Source organism: Isoalcanivorax indicus, assembly GCF_003259185.1.
Lineage (GTDB): Bacteria > Pseudomonadota > Gammaproteobacteria > Pseudomonadales > Alcanivoracaceae > Isoalcanivorax > Isoalcanivorax indicus.
The window spans coordinates 2,268,797-2,290,487 of sequence record NZ_QGMP01000001.1 but is presented as its reverse complement, the minus strand read 5'-3'; the positions used below and the strand labels follow the sequence as shown (position 1 = coordinate 2,290,487).

At 64.7% G+C, this 21,691-nt stretch carries 18 protein-coding genes; 12 read left to right on the top strand and 6 right to left on the bottom strand.

The window, feature by feature from the left end:
* Positions 1-13: 13 nt before the first annotated feature.
* Positions 14-241 (bottom strand): CDGSH iron-sulfur domain-containing protein, encoded by a 228-nt coding sequence (locus DKW65_RS10395; RefSeq protein WP_245932468.1) that lies wholly within the window; start codon positions 239-241, stop codon positions 14-16.
* A gap of 86 nt (positions 242-327) precedes the next feature.
* Between DKW65_RS10395 and DKW65_RS10390 the strand changes: the two genes are divergently transcribed.
* From DKW65_RS10390 to DKW65_RS10355, 8 genes are all read left to right on the top strand, one after another.
* On the top strand, positions 328-1,161 hold the full coding sequence (locus DKW65_RS10390) for a GNAT family N-acetyltransferase (protein WP_111657177.1): 834 nt from the start codon (positions 328-330) through the stop codon (positions 1,159-1,161).
* Positions 1,158-1,952 (top strand): lysophospholipid acyltransferase family protein, encoded by a 795-nt coding sequence (locus tag DKW65_RS10385; RefSeq protein WP_111657176.1) that lies wholly within the window; start codon positions 1,158-1,160, stop codon positions 1,950-1,952. Before DKW65_RS10390 ends, DKW65_RS10385 begins: the two co-directional genes overlap by 4 nt.
* 29 nt (positions 1,953-1,981) lie before the next feature.
* Positions 1,982-3,037 (top strand): aminopeptidase, encoded by a 1,056-nt coding sequence (locus DKW65_RS10380; RefSeq protein ID WP_111657175.1) that lies wholly within the window; start codon positions 1,982-1,984, stop codon positions 3,035-3,037.
* Positions 3,030-3,890: a rhomboid family intramembrane serine protease gene (locus tag DKW65_RS10375; protein ID WP_111657174.1), complete on the top strand. Its 861-nt coding sequence runs from the start codon at positions 3,030-3,032 to the stop codon at positions 3,888-3,890. The genes DKW65_RS10380 and DKW65_RS10375 overlap by 8 nt, the downstream gene beginning before the upstream one ends.
* A gap of 75 nt (positions 3,891-3,965) precedes the next feature.
* Positions 3,966-4,805: a TRAP transporter TatT component family protein gene (locus tag DKW65_RS10370; RefSeq protein WP_111657173.1), complete on the top strand. Its 840-nt coding sequence runs from the start codon at positions 3,966-3,968 to the stop codon at positions 4,803-4,805.
* Positions 4,806-4,821: 16 nt separating this feature from the next.
* Positions 4,822-5,823, top strand: a complete 1,002-nt coding sequence (locus tag DKW65_RS10365; RefSeq protein ID WP_245932467.1) for a TRAP transporter substrate-binding protein — start codon at positions 4,822-4,824, stop codon at positions 5,821-5,823.
* 21 nt (positions 5,824-5,844) lie between these two features.
* Positions 5,845-6,363 carry a TRAP transporter small permease gene (locus tag DKW65_RS10360; protein ID WP_111657172.1) on the top strand — a complete coding sequence of 173 codons (519 nt, stop codon included), beginning with the start codon at positions 5,845-5,847 and terminating at the stop codon, positions 6,361-6,363.
* Positions 6,360-7,649, top strand: coding sequence for a TRAP transporter large permease (locus tag DKW65_RS10355; RefSeq protein WP_111657171.1), 1,290 nt, complete (start codon positions 6,360-6,362; stop codon positions 7,647-7,649). Before DKW65_RS10360 ends, DKW65_RS10355 begins: the two co-directional genes overlap by 4 nt.
* Here DKW65_RS10355 and DKW65_RS10350 read toward each other — a convergent pair.
* Together DKW65_RS10350 and DKW65_RS10345 are read right to left on the bottom strand one after the other, a co-directional pair.
* Positions 7,646-8,245 (bottom strand): GNAT family N-acetyltransferase, encoded by a 600-nt coding sequence (locus tag DKW65_RS10350; RefSeq protein WP_245932466.1) that lies wholly within the window; start codon positions 8,243-8,245, stop codon positions 7,646-7,648. The genes DKW65_RS10355 and DKW65_RS10350 overlap by 4 nt on opposite strands.
* 2 nt (positions 8,246-8,247) lie before the next feature.
* The gene (locus tag DKW65_RS10345; protein ID WP_162925807.1) at positions 8,248-8,508 is read right to left on the bottom strand and encodes a hypothetical protein; all 261 of its coding nucleotides are present in this window, start codon (positions 8,506-8,508) and stop codon (positions 8,248-8,250) included.
* 474 nt (positions 8,509-8,982) lie between these two features.
* On the opposite strand from DKW65_RS10345, the gene DKW65_RS10340 reads away from it, so the two are divergent.
* Positions 8,983-9,384 carry a CBS domain-containing protein gene (locus tag DKW65_RS10340; protein ID WP_111657169.1) on the top strand — a complete coding sequence of 134 codons (402 nt, stop codon included), beginning with the start codon at positions 8,983-8,985 and terminating at the stop codon, positions 9,382-9,384.
* 18 nt (positions 9,385-9,402) lie between these two features.
* Here the strand turns inward: DKW65_RS10340 and acnA are convergent, their stop codons facing one another.
* Positions 9,403-12,147, bottom strand: a complete 2,745-nt coding sequence (acnA, locus tag DKW65_RS10335; protein WP_111657168.1) for an aconitate hydratase AcnA — start codon at positions 12,145-12,147, stop codon at positions 9,403-9,405.
* 124 nt (positions 12,148-12,271) lie between these two features.
* On the opposite strand from acnA, the gene DKW65_RS10330 reads away from it, so the two are divergent.
* The 3 genes from DKW65_RS10330 to DKW65_RS10320 are packed head-to-tail and all read left to right on the top strand — an operon-like array spanning position 12,272 to position 18,040.
* On the top strand, positions 12,272-13,909 hold the full coding sequence (locus DKW65_RS10330) for a cation:proton antiporter (RefSeq protein WP_111657167.1): 1,638 nt from the start codon (positions 12,272-12,274) through the stop codon (positions 13,907-13,909).
* Positions 13,910-13,930: 21 nt separating this feature from the next.
* A complete protein-coding gene (locus DKW65_RS10325; protein ID WP_111657166.1) occupies positions 13,931-15,340 on the top strand; it encodes an MBL fold metallo-hydrolase in 1,410 nt (469 codons plus the stop codon).
* Between the two features lie 12 nt (positions 15,341-15,352).
* Positions 15,353-18,040 (top strand): cation-translocating P-type ATPase, encoded by a 2,688-nt coding sequence (locus DKW65_RS10320; protein WP_245932465.1) that lies wholly within the window; start codon positions 15,353-15,355, stop codon positions 18,038-18,040.
* Between the two features lie 70 nt (positions 18,041-18,110).
* On the opposite strand, the gene DKW65_RS10315 is transcribed toward DKW65_RS10320, so the two are convergent.
* Together DKW65_RS10315 and DKW65_RS10310 are read right to left on the bottom strand one after the other, a co-directional pair.
* The gene (locus DKW65_RS10315) at positions 18,111-20,519 is read right to left on the bottom strand and encodes a phosphoketolase family protein (RefSeq protein ID WP_111657164.1); all 2,409 of its coding nucleotides are present in this window, start codon (positions 20,517-20,519) and stop codon (positions 18,111-18,113) included.
* Positions 20,500-21,648: an acetate/propionate family kinase gene (locus DKW65_RS10310; RefSeq protein ID WP_162925806.1), complete on the bottom strand. Its 1,149-nt coding sequence runs from the start codon at positions 21,646-21,648 to the stop codon at positions 20,500-20,502. Before DKW65_RS10310 ends, DKW65_RS10315 begins: the two co-directional genes overlap by 20 nt.
* Positions 21,649-21,691 lie beyond the last annotated feature (43 nt).

Sequence of the window (21,691 nt, the reverse complement as noted above, 5' to 3'; positions counted from 1 at the left end):
AGCCGGTGTGGCGTCACAGCGTCTTGTGGGTGCCGTCGCACAGGGGCGCCTCGCGGGTCTGCTTGCAGCCACAGAAATAGACGATCTTGTCCCGGGGGGCGGTGTAGGCCACCGGAGTGATGCCGGTGCCCATGTGGCTGCCGTCGCAGAACGGTTGCCGCGCACTGCGTCCGCAGGCGCACCAGTGATAGGTCTTGTCCTTTTCCACTTCCATGGGTAGCGGGTAGCGAATCTGGCTCATGGTCTGTCTCCGAATTGTCATCTCACTGTCACCCCACAGCAATTCGCCGGATCGACACTGCGCGAAACAGGCTCAGGGAGTCGTACATGGCTATTCAGGGTATCAGACAGGCGCTGGCGAAGCCGTTCGTGGCCACCGCAGGCATGTTGCGTGCGCCCTTGCCGCAGGATGCGGAGCAGAGCGGGCGCTTCAGCGCCTGGTTCAGCAGTTCACGGCGCGACATCATGCGCGCCCAGCGCATGCGCTACCGCATCTTCAGCGAAGAATACGGTGCCAGCATCAAGGCGCCCTTCGGGCTCGACCGTGATCGCTTCGACAAGCACTGCCTGCATCTGATGGTGCGTGACAACCAGACCGGCGAGCTGGTGGGGTATACCCGCGTGCTGACGCAAGCGGCGGCGCGACGCACCGGCGGTTTTTATTCCGCCAGTGAGTTTGACCTGTCGATGGTGCAGCGTCTGCCCGGGCAGGTGGCTGAAATCGGCCGCACCTGTATTCACCCGGATTACCGGGGTGGCGCCGTGATCACGGTACTGTGGTCGCGCCTGGCGCGTTTCATGGTGGAGCAGGACATTCGCTACCTGATGGGTTGTGCCAGCGTATCGTTCAATGAAGGCTATGATTTGCGTGCCATCATCAGCGATATTCGCGCCCGGCACATGAGTCCGGTGGGGCAGCGTGTCACGCCGTTGCAGCCGGTGCCGCGGCTGAGCCATGCCGGTCCGATGCCGACGGAGGCGGTGGCCACACGTTTGCCGCCGTTGCTCAAGGCCTACCTGCGCATGGGCGCCCGCGTCTGCGGTGAGCCGTGCTGGGATCCGGATTTCAACTGCCTGGATTTCTTTATCCTGATGGCGGTGGATGATCTGCCCGCCCGCTATGTGCAGCACTTCCTGAACCCGGTGGTCCGCGCGGTATGAGCAGCCAGCAGGGTGTGCTGGGCCGTCGCCGGGGCGCATCGCCCTGGCCGCCACTGCGGCGTCTGTGGCGCCTGCTGCGGGTGCTGTTGCACATCGGCTATGGCCTGTGGCTGGCGCTGAGGCTGCGTGCCGTGCAGGCGCCGCATACCGCGCCGGTGCGCCGGGCGGCGCGCCAGTGGGCGGCGCAGCTGTTGCGTCTGTTGCGGGTCGAGGTGGTGTGGTGTGGCCCGGCCCCGCAGGCGGGCGCCTTTCTGGCCAGCAATCATGTGTCATGGCTGGATATCCCTGTGCTGTGTGCCCACGGTGACGTGCATTTCCTGTCCAAAGCGGAAGTGCAGGACTGGCCGTTGGTCGGTCGGCTGGCGTTGGCGGCCGGCACCCTGTTCATTCGCCGGGGCAGTGGTGAATCACGCCTCAAGGCCGACGAAATCGCGGCTCACCTGCGCAGCGGCCGCACCATCTGTGTGTTCCCCGAAGGCACCACCACGGATGGCCACGCAGTGCGGCGTTTCTTTCGTCCGCTGTTCGCCGCACCGGTGCAGGCGGCAGCTCCGGTTCAGCCAGTGGCCCTGCGTTACCGGAATGAGCAGGGGCACCCCGATTCGCAGGTGCCGTTCATCGGTGACGATGCCTTTCACACCCACCTCTGGGCATTGCTGTTGCGTGACCGCATTCGCGTCACGGTGACCTGCTGCGCGCCGCTGCCAGCGGCCGAGGTGGCGGCCATGACCCCCGAGCAGCTTGCCGAGACCACCCATGCGCTGGTGCAGCGTGCCCTGTCCCATGGATAATGCCCTCCGGATTCACGGAGACATGCGACATGAGATCCCTGAGACGCTGCCTGGTGATCGCCATGCTGCTGGTGTTGAGCGGCTGCCAGGCGGGCTATTACATGCATCTGGCGCGCGGGCATGGCGAGTTGATGCGTGCCCGCACGCCGGTGGAGCAGGTGCTGGCTGACCCGGACACCCCGGTTTCCGTGCGCGAGCGCCTGGCGCGCACCGAGGCGATGCTGGTCTTTGCCGAGAATGAACTGGCGCTGCCGGTCGATAACGCCTATCGCAGCTACGTGACCCTGGATCGCGGCTTCGTGGTCTGGAATCTGTTTGCCGCCCCCGAATTTTCCCTGAGCCCGCGCACCTGGTGTTTTCCGGTGGCGGGGTGCACCAGCTATCGTGGCTTCTTTGACCTGGCGCGTGCCGAGCGCGAGGCCGAGCGTTTGCGCGCTCAGGGGTATGATGTCTACGGTGGCGGTGCCATTGCCTATTCCACGCTCGGCTGGTTTGCCGATCCGCTGACCACACCCATGCTGGCCGGTAATGAAGCCCAGGTGGCCGACCTGTTGTTTCATGAACTGGCCCACCGGCGTTTCTATCTGCGCGGTGATACGCGTTTCAACGAGAGTCTGGCCACCACGGTGGGCCGCGAGGGCGCCCGCCGCTGGCTCGCCGCGCAGGGAGATCCTGCGCTGATTGACGAGATCACCCTGTCGGCCGCGTTGCGCGCCCGGGTGCTGGCCATGGTCAGCGACGCCCGGGCCGACCTGGCGCGGCTGTACGCCAGCGAAGAAGAGCCGGCCCGTCTGCGTGCTGGCAAGCAGACCATACAGGCGCGCTTGCGTGACACCTTCGAGCAGGCGCGTGAGGCCGAGCCCGCGCTGGGGCGCTACGCCAACTGGTTTGCCGGGCCCTTGAATAATGCCCAGCTCAACACCTTCAGTGACTACAATGACTGGGTGCCGGCATTTGACGCCCTGCTGCTCGATTGTGGTGGACACTGGTCGTGCTTCTGGCGGGAGGTGGAACGGATCGCCGCGCTGCCTGCCGAACAACGTATCGTAGTCATGGAGGCCCTTCGGGAAGCTCAGGATGATTGAACTGGCCCGTTTCAGACATGCCCAGCCCGCCCATCTGCTGGTAGCGGCCTTGCGCGGCGACGGTATCGCCGCACGGGTTCGCGACGAGCAGGGCGAGGTGGTGCTGTATTTGCAGGATGCTGCTCGTTTTGATGAAGCGCGCGCCCTGGTGGAACTGTTTCTGCGGAACCCGGCTGATCCGCGTTTTGCTGGCGCGGCCTGGCAGGCGAGTGCGCCGGCGCAAGCCCGTCAGGACGGGGACCGCGGCGATCTGGACCAGCCGCCGCTGTTCAGCGGCGCCTGGCTGTCGAGCATGGGCCCGGTGACCCGGGCGGTGCTCGGCGTCACGCTGGTGGTGTTCCTGGCGCAGCAGTTCATGGGCCCCACGGTCTACCGCTACCTGATGTTCCCGGAATCGCTGGGCATGCTGGCGCTGGAGCCCTGGCGTGCCGTCACGCCCATGCTACTGCATTTCGGCCTGCTGCATCTGGCCTTCAACCTGCTCTGGTGGATGGAGCTGGGGCGCATCATTGAGCGCTTCCAGTCCGGGCCGCAGCTGGTCGGGGTGACGCTGGTGACGGCGGTCGTGTCGGCCATGGCGCAATTTCTCGCCTCCGGTCCCGCCTTTGGTGGCCTGTCGGGGGTGGTCTACGGGTTACTCGGGTATCTGTGGATCTACGGCAAGGTCAATCCGCAGGCGGGATACGGGCTGCGCCGCGAGATCGTGCTGTTCATGCTGGCCTGGCTGGTGATCTGTTATGTCGGTCTGGCGGGCATTGTGGCCAACGAGGCGCACCTGTTTGGCCTGCTGAGCGGCTGTGCACTGGGCGCGGCGACGGGCTGGTACCGGCGCGAAAAGTACTACCGCCGCTAGTGCCGTCATGGGGCGTGGTTTGAGTTGCCACAGCCCCCCTGTTATAAAGGCAGTCGTTTTTGCTCAGGATGAAGTATGCGCATAATCAATAACTTGGCGTTGCTGACGCTGCTCACACTGGGCCTTTCTGCCTGCGCGGTCACCCGGGTGGGTGACAGCTTGCCGTACGGGATTCTCAACAACGACGACGTCGAACTGGTGGCCGATGGCTTGCCCACCTACCTGCTGATGGTGGACGGGTTGATCGTCAACTGGCCCAGGAGCGAAGACCTGCTGCGCAGTGGCGCCAGTCTCTACGGCGCCTACGCGGGCCTGGTGGTGGAAGAGCCGGAACGCCAGCGTGCCCTGTCCGCCAAGGCGCTGGGCTACGCCGAACGGGCGGCCTGCAGTCGCCGCAAGACGCTGTGCGAGGTGCGTGGCATGTCGGTGCCCCGTCTGGAGGAAGCCCTCGATGGCACGCGCAAGCGCGATGTCGCCGCCCTCTATACCCTGGGCGTCACCTGGGCCGGGTACGTCCAGGCACACAGTGACGACTGGAACGCGGTGGCCGATCTGGCCCGTGTACGGGTCATTCTGGATCGGGTCGTGACACTGGATGAACGACATGAGCATGGCCAGGCCACCATGTACCTGGCCGTGCTGGACAGCTTGCTGCCGGAGGCGCTTGGTGGACACCCCGCAGCGTCGCGCATGCATTTCGAACGCGCCATCGAATTGTCCGATGGTCGCAACCTGCTGGCCAAAGTCCTGTTTGCCGAACGCTACGCGCGCATGGCTGGCGATCAGGCCCTTCATGACGAGCTGTTACAGCAGGTGTTGGATGCTGATCCTGAAGAGCATGGCCTGACCCTGCAGAATACCTTTGCCCGCAAGGAGGCCGAGCGCCTGCTGGCGGAATCCGCAGATTACTTCTGACTGAACCGGAGTTCGCATGTCAGTGTTCAAGACGTTTCGACGCATGGCGCTGGTCGGCCTGATCAGCTTGCCCGTATCCCTGGGGGCCATGGAACTGAAGATTTCCACCTTGTATCCGGACGGCACCAGCGCCGTGAATACACTGCGCGCCGCAGGCAAGCAGCTGGCGGAGGAAACCGACGGCCGCGTCAGCATTCGTGTCTATGCGGGCGGCACCATGGGGGATGACCGCGCGGTACAGCGCCGTATCCGCATCGGCCAGTTGCACGGGCAACTGGCCCAGGCCGGGGCCTTCGCCTCGCATTACAAGGACAGCCAGATTCTCAACCTGCCGTTGTCGTTTCGCTCGCTGGACGAAGTGGATCATGTGCGTGAAACGCTCGACCCGGTGATCCGGGACGGCTTCGAGGAAAACGGCTGGGTGGTCTTCGGGCCGGTGGATGGCGGCTTTGCCTATCTGATGACCCGCAACCCGGTGGCCAGTGTGGCTGACCTGCGTCGGCAGAAGGTCTGGTTGCCCGCCGGGGATTCCGGTTCCGCCATGGCGGCGCGGGAATTCGGCGTGTCGCCGGTGGTGCTGAATCTCGGTGCGGTGCTGACCTCATTGCAGACCGGCACCATTGATGCGTTCGCCGCCCCGGCCGTGCCGGCGCTGACGCTGCAGTGGTATTCCCGGGTCAATCACTACACCGACATGCCGCTGCTGTACACCTACGGCATTCTGGCGCTGGGCAAGCAGCATGTGGCGCGGCTCAGCGACGCGGACCAGGCCACGCTGCGGCGTGTGCTGGGCGAGGCCTTTGCCGAGATGGACCGCAAGGAGCGCGCGGACAACCAGCGCGCCATGGAGGCGCTGAAAGCGCAGGGGCTGGAGCCGGTAAAACCGGATGACGAACAACTGGCCGAGTGGCGCAAGCTGGCCAACCAGGCCACCGATCGACTGGTGGAAGGTGGCGAAATCAGTGCAGAGATGCTGGAGCGATTGAACACCCTGCTGGACGAGTACCGTGGCGGCTGATCGCCGCGACGGAGCGCATCCATGGGGCTGATCCGGTTGCTGCATCGGTTCGAGGATGCACTTATCGTGCTGGTGTTGGCAGGTATGATCCTGCTGGCGGTGTTGCAGATCCTGCTGCGCAACTTTCTCGGCATGAGCCTCACCTGGATCGAACCCCTGCTGCAGAACGCGGTGCTGTGGATCGGCTTGCTGGGCGCCATGATTGCGTCGCGCAACGACGATCACATCAGTGTGGATGCCCTGTCCCATTACCTGTCTGAAACGCTGCTGCGCTGGCTGGCGGTGTGCGTGGACCTGTTCACCTGCATGATCTGCGCTGTGGCGGGCTGGTACAGCCTGAACGCGGTGCGTGATGAAGCCGAGTTTGGCGGTGTGCTGCTCAGCATCGGCCATCTGGATGTGCAGGGTTGGTGGTTGCAGATCATCATCCCGCTTGGCTTTGTCTCCATCGCCCTGCGCTACGCCGTGTTGACCGTGCTTGGCGTGATGGGGCGCCGCCCGGCGCTGAAGAAAAAACCCCTGGTGGAGACCGGCGCATGATCTGGCTGCTGGTCCTCCTGCTGGTGTTGCTGGCCCTGATGGGGGCGCCGCTGTTTGCCATTATCCTGGCGGCTGCCGCGTTGGGCTACTACGGCCTCGGCATCGACCTGTCCGTCCTGCATATCGATATCTATCAGGTCAGCACCTCGGTGGTGCTGATGGCGTTGCCGCTGTTCACCTATGCCGGGTTCCTGCTCAGCGAATCGAAAACCGCCGATCGCATGTTGCGCCTGTCGCAGGCCGCCTTCGGCTGGATGCCCGGGGGCATGGCGTTTGTCGCCCTGATTGCCTGCGCCGTGTTTACCGCCCTGACCGGCGGCAGCGGCGTGACCATCGTTGCCCTCGGCGGCCTGCTGTTGCCCGCCCTGCTCAAGGGCGGCTATCCGAAGCGTTTCAGCACCGGCCTGGTCACCACCTCCGGCAGCCTTGGCCTGCTGCTGGTGCCGTCCGTGCCGCTGCTGATCTACGGCATCATTGCCCAGCAGATGTCGCAGAATCTGGACATGCCCTCGGTGGAGATTGTTGATCTTTATCTGGCGGGTATCCTGCCTGCGCTGCTGATGATCGCGCTGCTCTACGTCTATTGCCTGTGGGCAACGCGCCGCAACCCGATTCCGCGCCAGACCTTCCAGTTGAAAGAACTGCGCCAGGCCGCCTGGGAAGCGCGCTGGGAACTGCCGCTGCCGTTCGTGGTGCTGGGCGGCATCTTCTCCGGTTTTCTTGTCATCAGCGAAGCGGCCGCGATCACGGCCTTGTACGTCACCATCGTGGAAGTCTTCATCTATCGAGAGGTCGGGCTGCGACGCCTACCCGCCGTCATGCGCGAATCCATGACCATGGTGGGCGGCATCCTGCTGATTCTGGCGGTGGCCATGTCGTTTGCGGGCTATCTGGTTTACGCGGGGGTGCCGGAAAGCCTGTTCGGCTTCATGCAGGAACACGTCTCCAGCAAGCTGATGTTCCTGATCCTGCTGAATATCGTGCTGCTGATCCTGGGGGCGGTGCTGGATATCTTCGCGGCGCTGGTCATCATGGTGCCGCTGATTCTGCCGGTGGCCATTGGTTACGGCATCGATCCGGTGCACCTGGGCATCATTTTCGTGGCGAACATGCAGATCGGCTATTTCACCCCGCCGGTGGGCATGAACCTGTTTATCGCCAGCTATCGCTTCCGCCAGCCGATCACGTCGTTGTATGCGGCGACGTTGCCGTTCATGGCGGTGCTGATTATCGCGCTGCTGCTGATCACCTACGTGCCCGCCATCAGCCTGTACTTCGTGCGCTAACGCAGCGCCTTGACCATTTTATGGCGGGTCAGGGCGACGCCGTGGCGCTCCACGCTTTCCTCGCCCTCACTGCGAAATCCCATGCTCTCGAAGAATTTCTTCGCCACCAGACTGGCGGCGGTGTGCAGTGTGGCCGTACCTGCGATACGGGCTTCGTCTTCAAGATACTGGCAGAGCAGGGTGGCAATGCCGTAACCGCCGAGGCCTGGCGCCACGTACAGCATCTCGATGGTGTCATCGGGATACAACTGGGCAAAGGCCCCGGGCTTGCCATCCAGCTCGGCGACGATGGTGACACCTTCACCCAGGCGTGCCACGAATTGCGCTTCATCCTCGGCCGTCGCGGCCCAGGCATCGCACTGCGCTGAGGTATAAAAGTCGGCCCCCTGACCTTTGATCGCTGCACGAAAGATGCGCGGCAGCCACGGCAAATCGCTGTCTTCCAGCGGACGAATCATGAACGGGCCTGCACCAATGTCCGGCAAGCGGTCTGTGTCGTCGACCGGCGCCACTGGAATTGGCGCGGCAGGCTCTGGCTCCGCAACAGGGACGCTGCGATGCCGGGGCGGGCGCTTGCGACGCAACCAGTCAAACATGCTCAGCGCCCGGTCCGTTGTGCGTCATCGTCGCGCAACGCACCCAGTTCGGCCTCCAGACGCCGCAGATACTCGTCCTGCAGGGCCTGAAGTTGCCTGGCATCCTCGAGCTGCTGTGCCAGCGCCTCGGCGCGCTCCTGCAGTTCCCGCTGCTCACGGGCAGCGGCATCACGGGCTTCGTCGCGCAGCGTGGCGTCGTCGGCGAAGCTGGCCGTTGCTGTGGTGAGCAGAGTGGTGAGCAGCAGGGCGTGTTTTTTCATCATGTTTTCCGTTTCTTCTGGGTTGGGTGGTTATGGCCCTCGGGGGGCGGGTAAAGGGTTTCTGGACACGCCGTGAATACATCCCTGTAGGCTCTCGTTCGGCATCCATGCCTCTCGAAGGTCCAGAAACCCTTTACCCGCCCCCCGAGGGCCGTCACGCGCAGCCCGGTTAACCACTTCCAGCCAACCGCAAGTCTGGTTCTGGCGACAGGCTACGAGGTGGCGTTCGTGTCGTTGGTACTGAACTGAGGCCTCGGGGAGGGGTAAGCCCTTCCAGAAGCCCCCAGGGATGGGTTCACGGCGGCTTCTGGAAGGGCTTACCCCTCCCCGAGGCCGGGCTACAGCGCGCCAGACTTCGACGCCTCTCACTCCAGAACCCGGATCATAGCAAATCCGCCGCCCGGCATCGCATCTGTCTGCCCGTCGGCGCAGGGTGTAGGCTCAACAGAGGCCGGACAGCGACATGAGGACCCCGGGATGAAGCGCATACCCGCGATCAGCGCCCTGATGACTCCCTTCCCCTGGCACCTGGAAGCCAGCGGCACCGTGGCCCAGGCGCGTACCCTGATGATGCGGCAGGGGATTCACCACTTGCCTGTGACCGACAGCGAACATCAGGTCATCGGCCTGGTGACCCTGGCCGCGCTCCCGGATACACCGGATGCCCTGGTGGATTGGGTGGAGACGGTGCCCTGTGTGGATGCCCACATGCGGGCCGATCAAGTGCTGGAAATGATGGCCGAAAGCCACCAGTCGGTCGTGGTCATCGTGCACCATGACCGACTGGCCGGCATCTTTACCTGGACCGATGTCTGCGAACGCTTCGCCGACCACCTGCGCGAGCCTTTTCTGCCCCCGGACGGCGATGACGCCGCCTGACGGCGGCGCCCTGCCGGTTCACGACATCATGTTGCGCAGCACATAGTGCAGGATGCCGCCGTGACGGAAATATTCCACCTCGGTGGCGGTATCCAGGCGGCACACCATGGAGACCTTCTCGGTATTGTCGCCCTTGCGGAACACCACCTCGACCTTTTGCCCTGCCTTGATGTTGTCATCCAGATCAGGGATATCCACTTCTTCGCTGCCGTCGAGCCTGAGTGTCTTGCGGTCGGTGCCTTCAGGGAATTGCAGCGGCAGCACGCCCATGCCGATCAGGTTGGAGCGGTGAATGCGCTCGAAGCTTTCGGCGATCACGGCGCGCACGCCCAGCAGGTTGGTGCCCTTGGCGGCCCAGTCGCGGCTGGAGCCGGTGCCGTATTCCTTGCCGGCAATGACCACGGACGGCACGCCTTCCTTGCGATAGCGCATGGCGGCGCCGTAAATCGGCAGTTCTTCGCCGCCGGGCATGTGCTTGGTAAAGCCGCCTTCGGTGTCCGGCACCATTTCGTTGCGGATACGGATATTGGCGAAGGTGCCGCGCATCATCACTTCGTGGTTACCGCGCCGCGAGCCATAGGAGTTGAAGTCGATCGGCTCCACGCCATGGCCTTGCAGGTAGTGGCCTGCCGGGCTGTCGCCCTTGATGGCCCCGGCCGGTGAGATATGGTCGGTGGTGATGGAGTCGCCGAGCAGGGCCAGGATGCGGGCGTTCTTCACCGATGTTACCGGTGGCACCTGCTTGCCCAGCCCTTCGAAGAATGGCGGGTGCTGGATGTAGGTGGAATCGCTGCGCCAGTCGTAGGTCATGGCATCGCCCACCGGCAGGGATTGCCACATCTCGTCGCCGTCGAATACCGAGGCATACTGCTTGCGGAACATGGCGCCGGTGACCGAGGTCAGGGCGTGCTGGATCTCGCTGCTGCTTGGCCAGATGTCTTTCAGGAAGACCTTGTTGCCCTCGTTGTCGTAGCCGATCGGGTCCTTGTCGAAGTTGATCTTCACGGTACCGGCCAGGGCGTAGGCCACCACCAGCGGCGGCGAGGCCAGCCAGTTGGTGCGCACGCTCTGGTGCACGCGGCCTTCGAAGTTACGGTTGCCGGACAGCACCGACGCGACCACCAGATCGCCCTTGGCGATGGCGTTGTCGATCTCTTCCGGCAGGGGGCCGGAGTTGCCGATGCAGGTGGTGCAGCCATAGCCGACCAGATTGAAGCCGAGTTCGTTGAGCACGTCCTGCAGGCCGGCCTTGGCCAGGTAGTCCGTGACCACTTTTGAGCCAGGGGCCAGGGAGGTCTTGACCCAGGGCTTGCGGCGCAGGCCTTTCTCGATGGCTTTTCTGGCCACCAGGCCAGCGGCCAGCATGACGCTGGGGTTTGACGTATTGGTGCAGGAGGTGATGGCGGCGATCACGACGTCGCCATGGGCCAGCATATGCTTTTCGCCCTCGACGGTAATGGGGACCGCGCCGGCATGTTCGGTGCCGCCTACGGCGGTCTGGCCGCCGCCTTCGTCTTCAAGATCGGCAATGTCGGTGTCGTTGCCGAGGGTGTCGCGCAGCAGTTCCAGGAAGACCCGTTTCACGTCGGTCATGGCGACCCGGTCCTGGGGGCGCTTGGGCCCGGCGAGGCTGGGGACCACGTCATCCAGATCCAGGGCCAGCGTGTCGGTGAACACCGGGTCGGGCTGGCCATCCTGGCGCCACAGGCCCTGGGCCTTGCAGTAGGCCTCCACCAGCGCGATGGTGGACTCGTCGCGGCCGGACAGGGTCAGGTATTCGGTGGTGCGTTCATCAATGGGGAAGAAGCCGCAGGTGGCGCCGTACTCGGGGGCCATGTTGGCAATGGTGGCGCGGTCAGCCAGTGACAGGTCTGCCAGGCCGGGGCCGAAGAACTCGACGAATTTGCCGACCACGCCCTTCTTGCGCAGCATCTCGGTCACGGTCAGCACCAGGTCGGTGGCCGTGACGCCTTCTTTCAGCTTGCCGGTCAGCTTGAAGCCGATGACTTCGGGTATCAGCATGGATACCGGCTGGCCGAGCATGGCCGCCTCGGCTTCGATGCCCCCCACGCCCCAGCCGAGCACGCCCAGGCCGTTGATCATGGTGGTGTGGGAGTCTGTCCCCACCAGGGTGTCCGGGTAGGCCCAGGTCTTGCCCTCGGGGTCTTCGGAAGACCAGACGCCGCGGGCCAGGTACTCAAGGTTCACCTGGTGACAGATGCCGGTGCCGGGTGGCACCACGCGAAAGTTGTCGAAGGCTTTCTGGCCCCAACGCAGGAATTCGTAGCGCTCACGGTTGCGCTGGAACTCGATGTCCACGTTCTCGGCAAAGGCCTGGGCGTTGCCGAACTTGTCCACCATCACCGAGTGGTCGATGACCAGGTCGACGGGCGCCAGCGGGTTGATGCGCTGGGGGTCGCCGCCGGCGGCGACGATGGCGTCGCGCATGGCGGCCAGGTCAACAATGCCCGGCACGCCGGTAAAGTCCTGCATCAGTACCCGGGCCGGGCGGTAGGCGATTTCGCGATCAGAGGTGCGGGTTTCAGGCCAGCGCACCAGGGCTTCGATATCCTCGGTACGGACGGTCTTGCCGTCCTCGAAGCGCAGCAGGTTCTCCAGCAGCACCTTGAGAGAGAAGGGCAGTTTGTCCAGATCGCCCCAGCCCTTGTCGGCGAGCTTCTTCAGACTGAAGTAATGTACCTTGTCTTGACCTGCCTCAAGCGTCGTGGCGGTGTTCAGGGTATCTTGGCCAATCTGTGTCATGACACGCTCCCTTGTCGCGGATTTCGGGGGTTCCTTCATACTACGCCCAGATGCAGGCCACATGAATAGCGACTATCGTTGGTAGTCATAGTGAAGAGCCATAGCGGCGGACAATGGGGGACCGATGGAGCATCTGTATTACGAATTTGCGGCATTGCTGTTTGCCTCGGCGGTGGTGGGTGCCATTGCCGTGCGCTTGCGCCAGCCACTGATTGTCGCGTTCATTCTGGTGGGCATCCTGATTGGTCCGGCACTGCTCAATGTGATCAGCGCCGAGAGCGAGATCGAATTGCTGGCCGAGATTGGCGTCACGGTGCTGCTGTTTGTGGTCGGCCTGAAGCTGGACATGCATCTGGTCCGCCATCTTGGCCCGGTAGCGCTGGCAACGGGGCTCGGGCAGCTGGCTTTTACAATTGTTTTCGGTTTTTTTATCGCTCTGGGACTGGGCATGGACTGGGTCAAGGCGACGTATGTCGCTGTGGCGCTGACCTTTTCCAGTACCATCATTATCGTCAAGTTGCTCTCGGACAAGCGCGAGATCGATTCGCTGCATGGCCGTATTGCCATGGGCTTCCTGATTGTCCAGGACATTGCCGTGGTGATCGCCATGATGGTGGTGGGCAGCATGAGTGCCAGCGAGGGGATCGACGCAGAGCAGACCGGCATGCTGGTGCTGGGCATTATCGCCAAGCTGGCGGCGGCCATCGTGCTGGTGGTGGTGATGATGCGCTATGTGCTGCCACGTCTGATGGAGTTGCTGGCGCGTTCGCCGGAATTGCTGCTCGTGTTTGCCATTGCCTGGGGCACCTCCCTGGCGGCGCTGGGCGACATGATCGGCTTCAGCAAGGAGGTGGGCGCTTTCCTGGCGGGTTTCTCGCTGGCCTCGACCCGCTATCGCGAGGCGGTCAATGCGCGCCTGAGCAGCGTGCGTGATTTCCTGCTGCTTTTCTTTTTCGTTCACCTGGGCTCACAGCTGGAATTTGCGGCCCTGGGCGAGGAGCTGGGTGCGGCACTGATCTTTGCGGTGTTCGTACTGATTGGCAACCCGCTGATCGTGATGGTCATCATGGGCATCATGGGGTATCGGCGGCGCACCGGTTTCCTGGCGGGGTTGACGGTGGCGCAGATCAGCGAGTTTTCCATCATCTTTGTGGCCATGGGCATTGCCCTGGGGCATGTGGATGACAATACCCTCGGGCTCATCACGCTGGTGGGCATTGTCACCATCACCCTGTCCACTTACATGATTCTTTATTCAAGCAAGTTGTACGACTGGCTGGCGCCTTATCTGCGCCCCTTCGAGCGGCGCAACCCGTTCCGGGAGGCCGAGCAGGCGCAGACCAGGCTGGAAGAAGCCAGCGTGCTGGTGTTCGGGCTGGGGCGCTACGGTGGCCGTCTGGTGAAACAGTTGCACCAGCGCGATGTCGGTGTGCTGGGTCTGGATTTCGATCCGGAAATCATTCGTCAGGCGCGCCGCGAGAAGCTGAACGTGGCCTATGGTGATCTGGAGAGCCGCGACTTTCTGGAGCATCTGGAGCTGGGCGCGGTACGCTGGGTCATCAGCAGTATTCCGGATCTGAAGCTCAATCAGAACCTGGCGGAAACGTTGCGGGCTCAGGGGTACCGGGGAAAGATCGCGGTGACCATCCATCACGAGCAGGACGCCGAGTTGCTGCGCGACGCCGGGATCGACCAGATTCTGCGGCCGTACCGCGATGCGGCCGATTATGCGGCGCAACAGATATGCAGCCATAACGGCTGAGCGGTCTATATCAGGAGAACCATGGACACGATCACGTCACTGGGTGCGGCCCGCGAAGTCACCGGCTCGTGCCACTTGCTGGAAACGGATACAGCGCGTGTGTTGCTCGACTGCGGCATGCATCAGGGGGGCGACAGTGTCAGTCGCCTGCAGAAGGAACGCTTTGCATTTCGCCCGCGGGATATCGATGCGGTGGTGCTCTCCCACGCGCATCTGGATCATTGTGGTTTGCTGCCGCTGCTGGTGGCCGAGGGCTTTTACGGGCCGATCTACTGCACCGAGGCCACCCGCAACCTGTTGGCGATCATGCTCGAAGATGCGGCGAGTCTGTACCTGCGTGATCTGGAGAGCGCCAACACGCGGCGACGGCGCGCGGGCAGTCGGCAGATCAAGCCCCGTTACAGCATGGATGATGTGCTGACCGTGCTGCAGTGCTGCCAGCCGGTGGCCTGGCATCAGGCGGTGGCCATCGAGGGTGATCTGACCCTGCGTTTTCTTGATGCGGGGCATATTCTCGGTTCCGCCATCGTCACGCTCAATCGTGGCGGCGAGCGGCCCTGGCGGCTGGTGTTCTCCGGTGATCTGGGCGCCTCCGAGCGGGTGCTGATGCGCGAGCCGGAAGTGCCGGAGGTGGCGGATCTGGTGCTGATGGAAAGCACCTATGGCAACCGGGACCACCGCTCCCAGGATGCCACCGTGGCAGAACTGGAAGAGATCATCCAGCAGGCGGCGCGCGATGGCGGCAATATCCTGATGCCGGCCTTCGCCGTGGGCCGCACCCAGGAGCTGTTGTTCCATCTCGGTTGCCTGTACCACCGAGGGTTGCTGAAGAACTGGCATGTCTTTCTGGACAGCCCCATGGCCATCGAAGTGACACGCCTGTATGACCAGTGGCTGGACGCGCTGGATCATGACGATCAGCGCGTGATGCGGCATTTCGGTGCCCATACCCTGAGCCAGTTTCTGCCGATACTGTCGCCCACACCCACCGTGGAGGACTCGATGCAGATCAACCGCATGGAACGTGGCGCCATCATCATTGCCGGTAGTGGCATGTGCACTGGCGGTCGTATCCGCCATCACCTCAAGCACCGTCTCTGGCAGGCACGCAATCACATCATCTTTGCGGGCTTTCAGGCGCGCGGGACGCTGGGCCGGCAACTGGTGGACGGCGCGAAGCAGGTGCGCCTGTTCGGCCAGCGCTATGCGGTGCATGCGCAGGTGCATACGCTGGGCGGTTTTTCTGCCCATGCCGGGCGCACGGAACTGATGCGCTGGGCGTCAGCCATTGGTGGTGAGCCCGCCCTGCGCCTGGTGCATGGCGAGGCAGAGGCCCTGGAAAGCCTGGCAGAAGGTCTGGCCGGGCAGGGCCATGACGTGAGTATTGCGGTACCGGGCGAGCCCTGGCCGTTGAATGAAGTACAGCGTTAAAGGGTAATGTCCATGTCAGAAAACGCCCCAGCCTGGCACGCACTGACCGCCGAAGAGGCCATGCAGGCGTGCCGCACAGACCGACGCGGGTTGAGCGACGCCGAAGCTCAGAAACGCAGGGAGCAGTATGGCGAAAATCGCCTGCTGGCCCGGCGCCAGCGTAGCGCCTGGCGGCGTCTGCTGGGCCAGTTCCACAATGTGTTGTTGTACGTGCTGATGGGCGCGGCCCTGGTGACGTTGTTGCTGGGCTACGCCACGGACGCGCTGGTGATTGCTGCCGTGGTCATCATCAATGCCCTGGTCGGGTTTGTGCAGGAAGGCAAGGCAGAGGCGGCGCTGCGGGCCATCCAGCAGATGCTGGTGTCGGAGTGCCTGGTGGTGCGCGACGGGGAGACGCGGCAGATACCGTCGAGCGCGCTGGTGCCCGGTGATGTGGTGTTGCTGGCGGCGGGCGACCGGGTGCCTGCGGACCTGCGGCTGTTTGAAGTCCGCGAGCTGCACTGCGATGAGTCGATGCTGACGGGCGAATCGGTGCCGGTGGCGAAACACGAAGAGGCGGTATCCCGGGAGGCCATGCTGGCGGATCGCCATGGCATGGCCTGGATGGGAGCGCTGGTGACGGCGGGTGGCGCGCGCGGTCTGGTGGTGGGTACCGGCACGGACAGCGAACTGGGCCGCATCGGCCATATGGTGGACACCGTCAGCGCGCCGGATACCCCGCTGACGCGCTCACTGGGGATGTTCGGGCGGCAGTTGGCCGCACTGATTCTGGCCATCACCGCGCTGGTGATGGTGTGGGGTTATCTGGTGGTGGGCATGCCCGTGGCCGACCTGTTCCGGGTGGCGGTGGGCGTGGCCGTGGCGGCCATTCCCGAGGGGCTGCCGGCGGTGGTCACGATTACCCTGGCCATCGGCGTGCAACGCATGGCGGCTTCCCGCGCGGTGATTCGCAAATTGCCAGCGGTGGAGGTGCTCGGGTCGGTCACGGTGATCTGTTCCGACAAGACCGGCACCCTGACCCGCAATGAGATGACGACCCGGCGGCTGGTGACGGCGGCGGGTGATTTCGAGGTGTCCGGCGAGGGCTATGCGCTGCAGGGCGAGGTGGATTATGCCGGCGACGGTGATGCCGGTGAGGTGCTGCCCCTGAAGACGCTGGCCTCGCAGGTGGCGTTGCTGTGCAACGATGCCCATATCAGTCACGAAGGCGACGACTGGGTGCTGCACGGTGACCCCACGGAAGGCGCGTTGTATGCCCTGGCCTGCAAGGCGGGTCTGTCACCCGCGGAAGCCAGCGAGCGCTGGCCACGGCTGGATGTCATCCCGTTTGCCACCGAGCGGCTCTACATGGCCACCCTGAACCGCCACGAGGAGGGGTGCCTGATGCTGGTGAAAGGGGCACCGGAGAGGCTGCTGGGACTGTGCACGCAACAGCAGCAGCCGGAAGGGCCCGCGCCGCTGGACACCGATTACTGGCATGCGGCGCTCGAGCGCCTGGCGAGCGATGGCTTGCGCGTGCTCGGGCTGGCGTGGAAGCCGATGCCCGGCGACAGCGCCCGTATCAGCACGGCGGATGTCGAGCAGGGGCTGGTGTTCCTGGGCCTGACCGGCACCACCGATCCGCCGCGCCATGAAGCGATTGAGGCGGTGGCCCAGTGCCGCCGCGCCGGCATTCAGGTGAAGATGATTACCGGCGACAACCCGCGCACCGCCGGTGCCATTGCCGCGCAGCTTGGTCTGCGCCACGAACGGGTGCTGACCGGCAAGGACATGGCCGCGCTGGACGATGCTGCGCTGGGTGAGGCGCTGGTGGAGGTGGATGTCTATGCGCGCACCAGCCCGGCCGACAAGTTGCGCCTGGTGGAGGCGTTGCAGGCCCGTGGCGAGGTGGTGGCGATGACCGGCGATGGCGTCAACGATGCGCCGGCCCTGCAGCGCGCCGATATCGGTGTGGCCATGGGGCGCAAGGGTACGGACGCTGCCCGCGATGCCTCGGCCATGGTGCTGACGGACGACAACTTTGCCACCATTGCGGCGGCGGTCAGGGCCGGGCGCACGGTGTACGACAACATCGTCAAGGCGATCCAGTTCATTTTGCCCACCAGTGTGGTGCAGGCGGCGGTGTTGCTGCTGGCGCTGGTCATCGGTATGTCAGCGCTGCCGATCACGCCGGTGCAGATCCTGTGGGTGAACATGATTACCGCTGTGACGCTGGCGCTGGCGCTGGCCTTCGAGCACGGCGAGTCCGGGCTGATGCGGCGCCCGCCGCGATCGCCGCAGGAAGGGCTGGTGACCCCTTTGCTGTTGCGCCGCCTGGCGCTGGTGGGGGTTGTCGGCACGCTGCTGGTGATCGGTCAGTTCATGCGTTACGCGGAAGACCTGACGCTGGCGCGTAACATGGCCGTGCTGACGCTGGTATTTGTCGAGGTCTGGTACCTGTTCTGCTGCCGCCGCCTGCACGCGCCCCTGTGGCACGAACCCAGTGTGCGCGGACTGATGCCGGCCCTGATCGCGGTGGCTGCGGTGCTGGTGCTGCAATGGCTGTACTCGGTGCTGCCGCCGATGCAGGCGCTGTTCGAGTCGCAGGCGCTGAGTCCGGCGCACTGGCTGGAGGCTGCGGCGGTGGCGCTGGTCGTGCCGTTGCTGGTGGAAATCGACAAGGCCATAGCACGCCGGTTTGGCGGGGCCGGGGAGGGCTGACGGGGTTACAGGCGTGCCGGGCTTTGCGGTGCTCAGCCCGGCATGCTCTCGCTGACCTCAGGCCGTCACCTCACCGCAACAGGTCCGGATTGCCCCGCTGGCTGACAGCGTCAGCCTCCTCCGTCGTCAACAGCGCCGCCGGTGCCAGCCCGCATACCTCGGCGACCGCGTGTGCCGCGTGGGCCCAGGTGCACTGGTTGGCATACAGCATACCGAAGGTGTCCAGGGTGCCTCCGCGGTTGCGGTAACCCAGGAACTGGCTGCGGGCGCCGGTATCCAGCGGCCGCAGCACACCGGAGAACACCTCTGGCCGACCATGGCACAGGAACACCCGGGCCGCGCATTCCGGCACCAGCCGTGCCCGGCTGGCGGCATCGTGCACACTCTGCGCCTCCTCCGCATCGCGGGCGGCGCGGAATCGCCCGGGTGCCTGCAGGGCGAACAGGGCATGGGCGATGCCGCGCTCGCCCAGACGCTGGCTCAGGCGCTGCATTTCCAGCAACTGATAGGCGCCGATGGCAAACAGCTGCACCTGCGGCTGCACATCCGTGTGCAGGCACAGGATGCCATCGTCGCTGAGCTGCTTGGCCTGGCTTGCATCCAGTTGTGCAGGCAGGGCGTTCTTCGGTACCACCATCACGGCCAGGCGCCCGCGTGTGGCATACAGATCCAGCAGGGCCTGGGCGGCGCTGTTACCGTCCACCGGAAACAGCACCGGGGCCACGTCATTCATTTCACCCAGCCAGGCTTCGCACAGGGTCGGGTCCTGGTGCGACTGCTCGTTCTTGCCGTTTTCCCAGGTGTGCGAGCTGCACAACACCGGCCATGACAGCCACTGTGCAGGCCGTCCGGCAGCCCGCTTGTGGCGGGCAAAAATGATGTCCTGGCGCATCGCGCCGAGCATTTTCACGGCGAAGGCTTCGTAGCTGGCCACCAGGTTCAGGCCCTGCTTGTTGGCCAGCGCCGCGCAGACCACGGCCTCCTCGTTCAGGGCCGTGATCACGCTGCCGTGCAGGGATTCGGCAATGCCCGGTTCCGGGTGGGTGACGCGGTGGCGCAGCAGGTCCAGTGAGGCATTCAGGCGATTGCTGCGCATTTCATCCGGGTTGCCCACGCGCACACGGTGGTCCGGGTTGGCGCGCACCACGGCCACGAAGGCATCATCGATGGCGGCCATGGGCGAGACGCTGTCGCCGGGGGCGGTCGGGGTCAGTGGCGGACGAATGGCGGCCCGTGGGGCCGGGTCGGCCAGCGGGTGCTCGCGTTCCCGGGGGCGTCCGTTCTGGTCGTGGTTGTTGAAGGCGCTGATGGCGTCCCGCAACGTGTCCAGCGGCACATGCAGTTCCCGGGCGCCGGCGTTGAAGCGCTCGCGGGCCTGCTCGTCGCGGGCCGGATTCTCTTCCAGCGGCAGGTTGTGCGCGGCGTTGCTGCCCGCGCCGGGAAAACCGAAGCCCTTGACCGTTTCAGCGATCACGTAGGGCAGGCGCAAGGGGTAATCGAGCGAGCCTTCCCGTTGCAGGCGGCTGCGGTGTGCCAACCGGGCCTCGCCGTCGATCAGTGCCCAGGCAAACGCTGCAGGGTCGCGCCCGTCGATACTCACCGGGTCAAAGCCGTTCAGGGCCAGATGCTCACGGAACCAGGGCGTGCCGCCGGACTGTTTCATGCTGGTGCGCTGGTCGATACGGCGGCCATTGGCAATCATCACCGGCAACACGGTGCCGGTGTCCTCGGCACGCCACCAGCGCGGGCTCCAGTCGCTGCCGCGCTGCTCTTCAAAGGCTCCATCGCTGAGGAAGGCGACCAGGGCATCGCCCGGCAGCGGCATGTGCACATACTGCAATTCGGCAAAGCCCAGATAGCCGCCTTCGCTGATGCCCCCGGCGGTATGGGCGTTGACATGGCTGCCCAGCGGCGACAGCGGGGCGCCGTCAGGGCTGACGCCATAGTGGTAGAAATCGCCGGTGAAGCGGGCCAGCCCGTCATCGGTGAGGGCGTAGCGCTCGGCATGGGCGGGCAGCATGTTGTCGAGCAGCAGGTTCATGGCATCAATGGCCGCCACACAGTGGCCCTGGCCCATCATCCAGGCCCGGGTGTGGCCGGTCAGAGTGTTGGCCAGCAGGTAGCCGGTGTAGGCGGGCACCATGTTCAGGGCGCCGCCGGTGTGGCCTTCCGGCGTGGGCTTGAAATCGTCGGCGGTGAGCGGGCTGCCGTCCAGGCGGGGACGGCGCACATAGGTCATGTGGGCCACCAGCCACATGCCCATGCAGGCAAGCTGGTCGGCGGCGCGAAAGGCATTCAGCCAGGCCGTGCGCTGAGCCTCGTCGCGGGCTTGTTCGAGCAGACCCGCGATGCGTTGCTGGGTGGTCCGGGTATGGCGGATCACGCCATGGCCGGCGGCCCAGGCATCGAAGGCCGGGTCGCGCTTGCGCAGGGCTTCGATGTCGTTGTCGCGGTGCGGGTCAGTCGTGGACGCGGTCATGAATCACTTTCTCCTTGGGTAAGTCGGGTAGCAGGCCGGGCTCTGCAGCGCAGGCGGCGACCATCTCCTGTTCTTCATCGACACGGCCGACACGGATGCGGATGCGGCTGTCGTCGGCCTCGATATTGGTGGCCTGCTCCGGTGGCGTGGCGGCCAGGTTGCGCTGCGGGTCCAGACGCAGGCCCAGTTCGCCGAAGGTGTCCAGCAGGGCCTCCCGCAACTCGGGCTGTTGCTCACCGGCGCCGCCGCCGATGATCAGTTCATCGCAGCCACCCAGCACGCCCAGGAAGCCGCCCAGATAGCGGCGCAATCGATGGTGATAGGCCTCCAGTGCGCGCATCGCGCGCGGGTCGCCGGACTGGTCCAGACGGTCCGGTCGGTCGCTGCGACCGCCGGACATGCCCAGCAGGCCGCTGTCCTGATACAGGATGCTGCTCAGGTTGGTGGCACTGACCACGCCTTCGCTGATCAGTGCCAGCAGCAAGCCCGGATCGATATCGCCGCTGCGGGTGCCCATCATCGGACCTTCCAGCGCGGTGGCGCCCATCGAGGTGTCCACCATCTGATCGCCACGCCAGGCGGTCAATGACACCCCGCCACCCAGCTGCAGGGTGATCAGCCGCCGCTGTGGATCGGGCGGCAGGGAGGACTGCGCTCGCAGCGACTGGTGAGCAAAGCCATGGAAACCCATGCGCTGCAGGGGCCAGGAGGGGCGAATGGATTCCGGCAGCGGGTAATGACGCAGGGCATCGGGCAGTGGGCCGGGGGGCAGGCTGTCGTAGACGACAATATGCCGGCAACCCGGACGACTCTGCATGGCCCGGCGCAGCGTATCGAGTACCGGGGGCTGATGCAGCGGTGCCATCGGGGTCAGGTTTTCCAGCTCGTCGAGCAGGTCGTGGGTCGCCAGTTCGCCGCGATGGCCGCTGCCGCCATGCACCACGCGATAGAGGATGCTGCCCTCGCGCGGCAGGGCATCGACCAGCTCACCCAGCGCCGCGTTCCGGAATTTGGGCTGGGTGGGCAGCACCTCGATGCGCCGACGTTGCACATGCCAACCGTCGGGGCGGGCCTCAAACCAGGCGAATCGGGCCGACGTGCTGCCGATATTGAGTGTTACCAGTGTCATACTGCAATCCTTGCCTGTGCTTGAAAATAAAACCCTGATACAG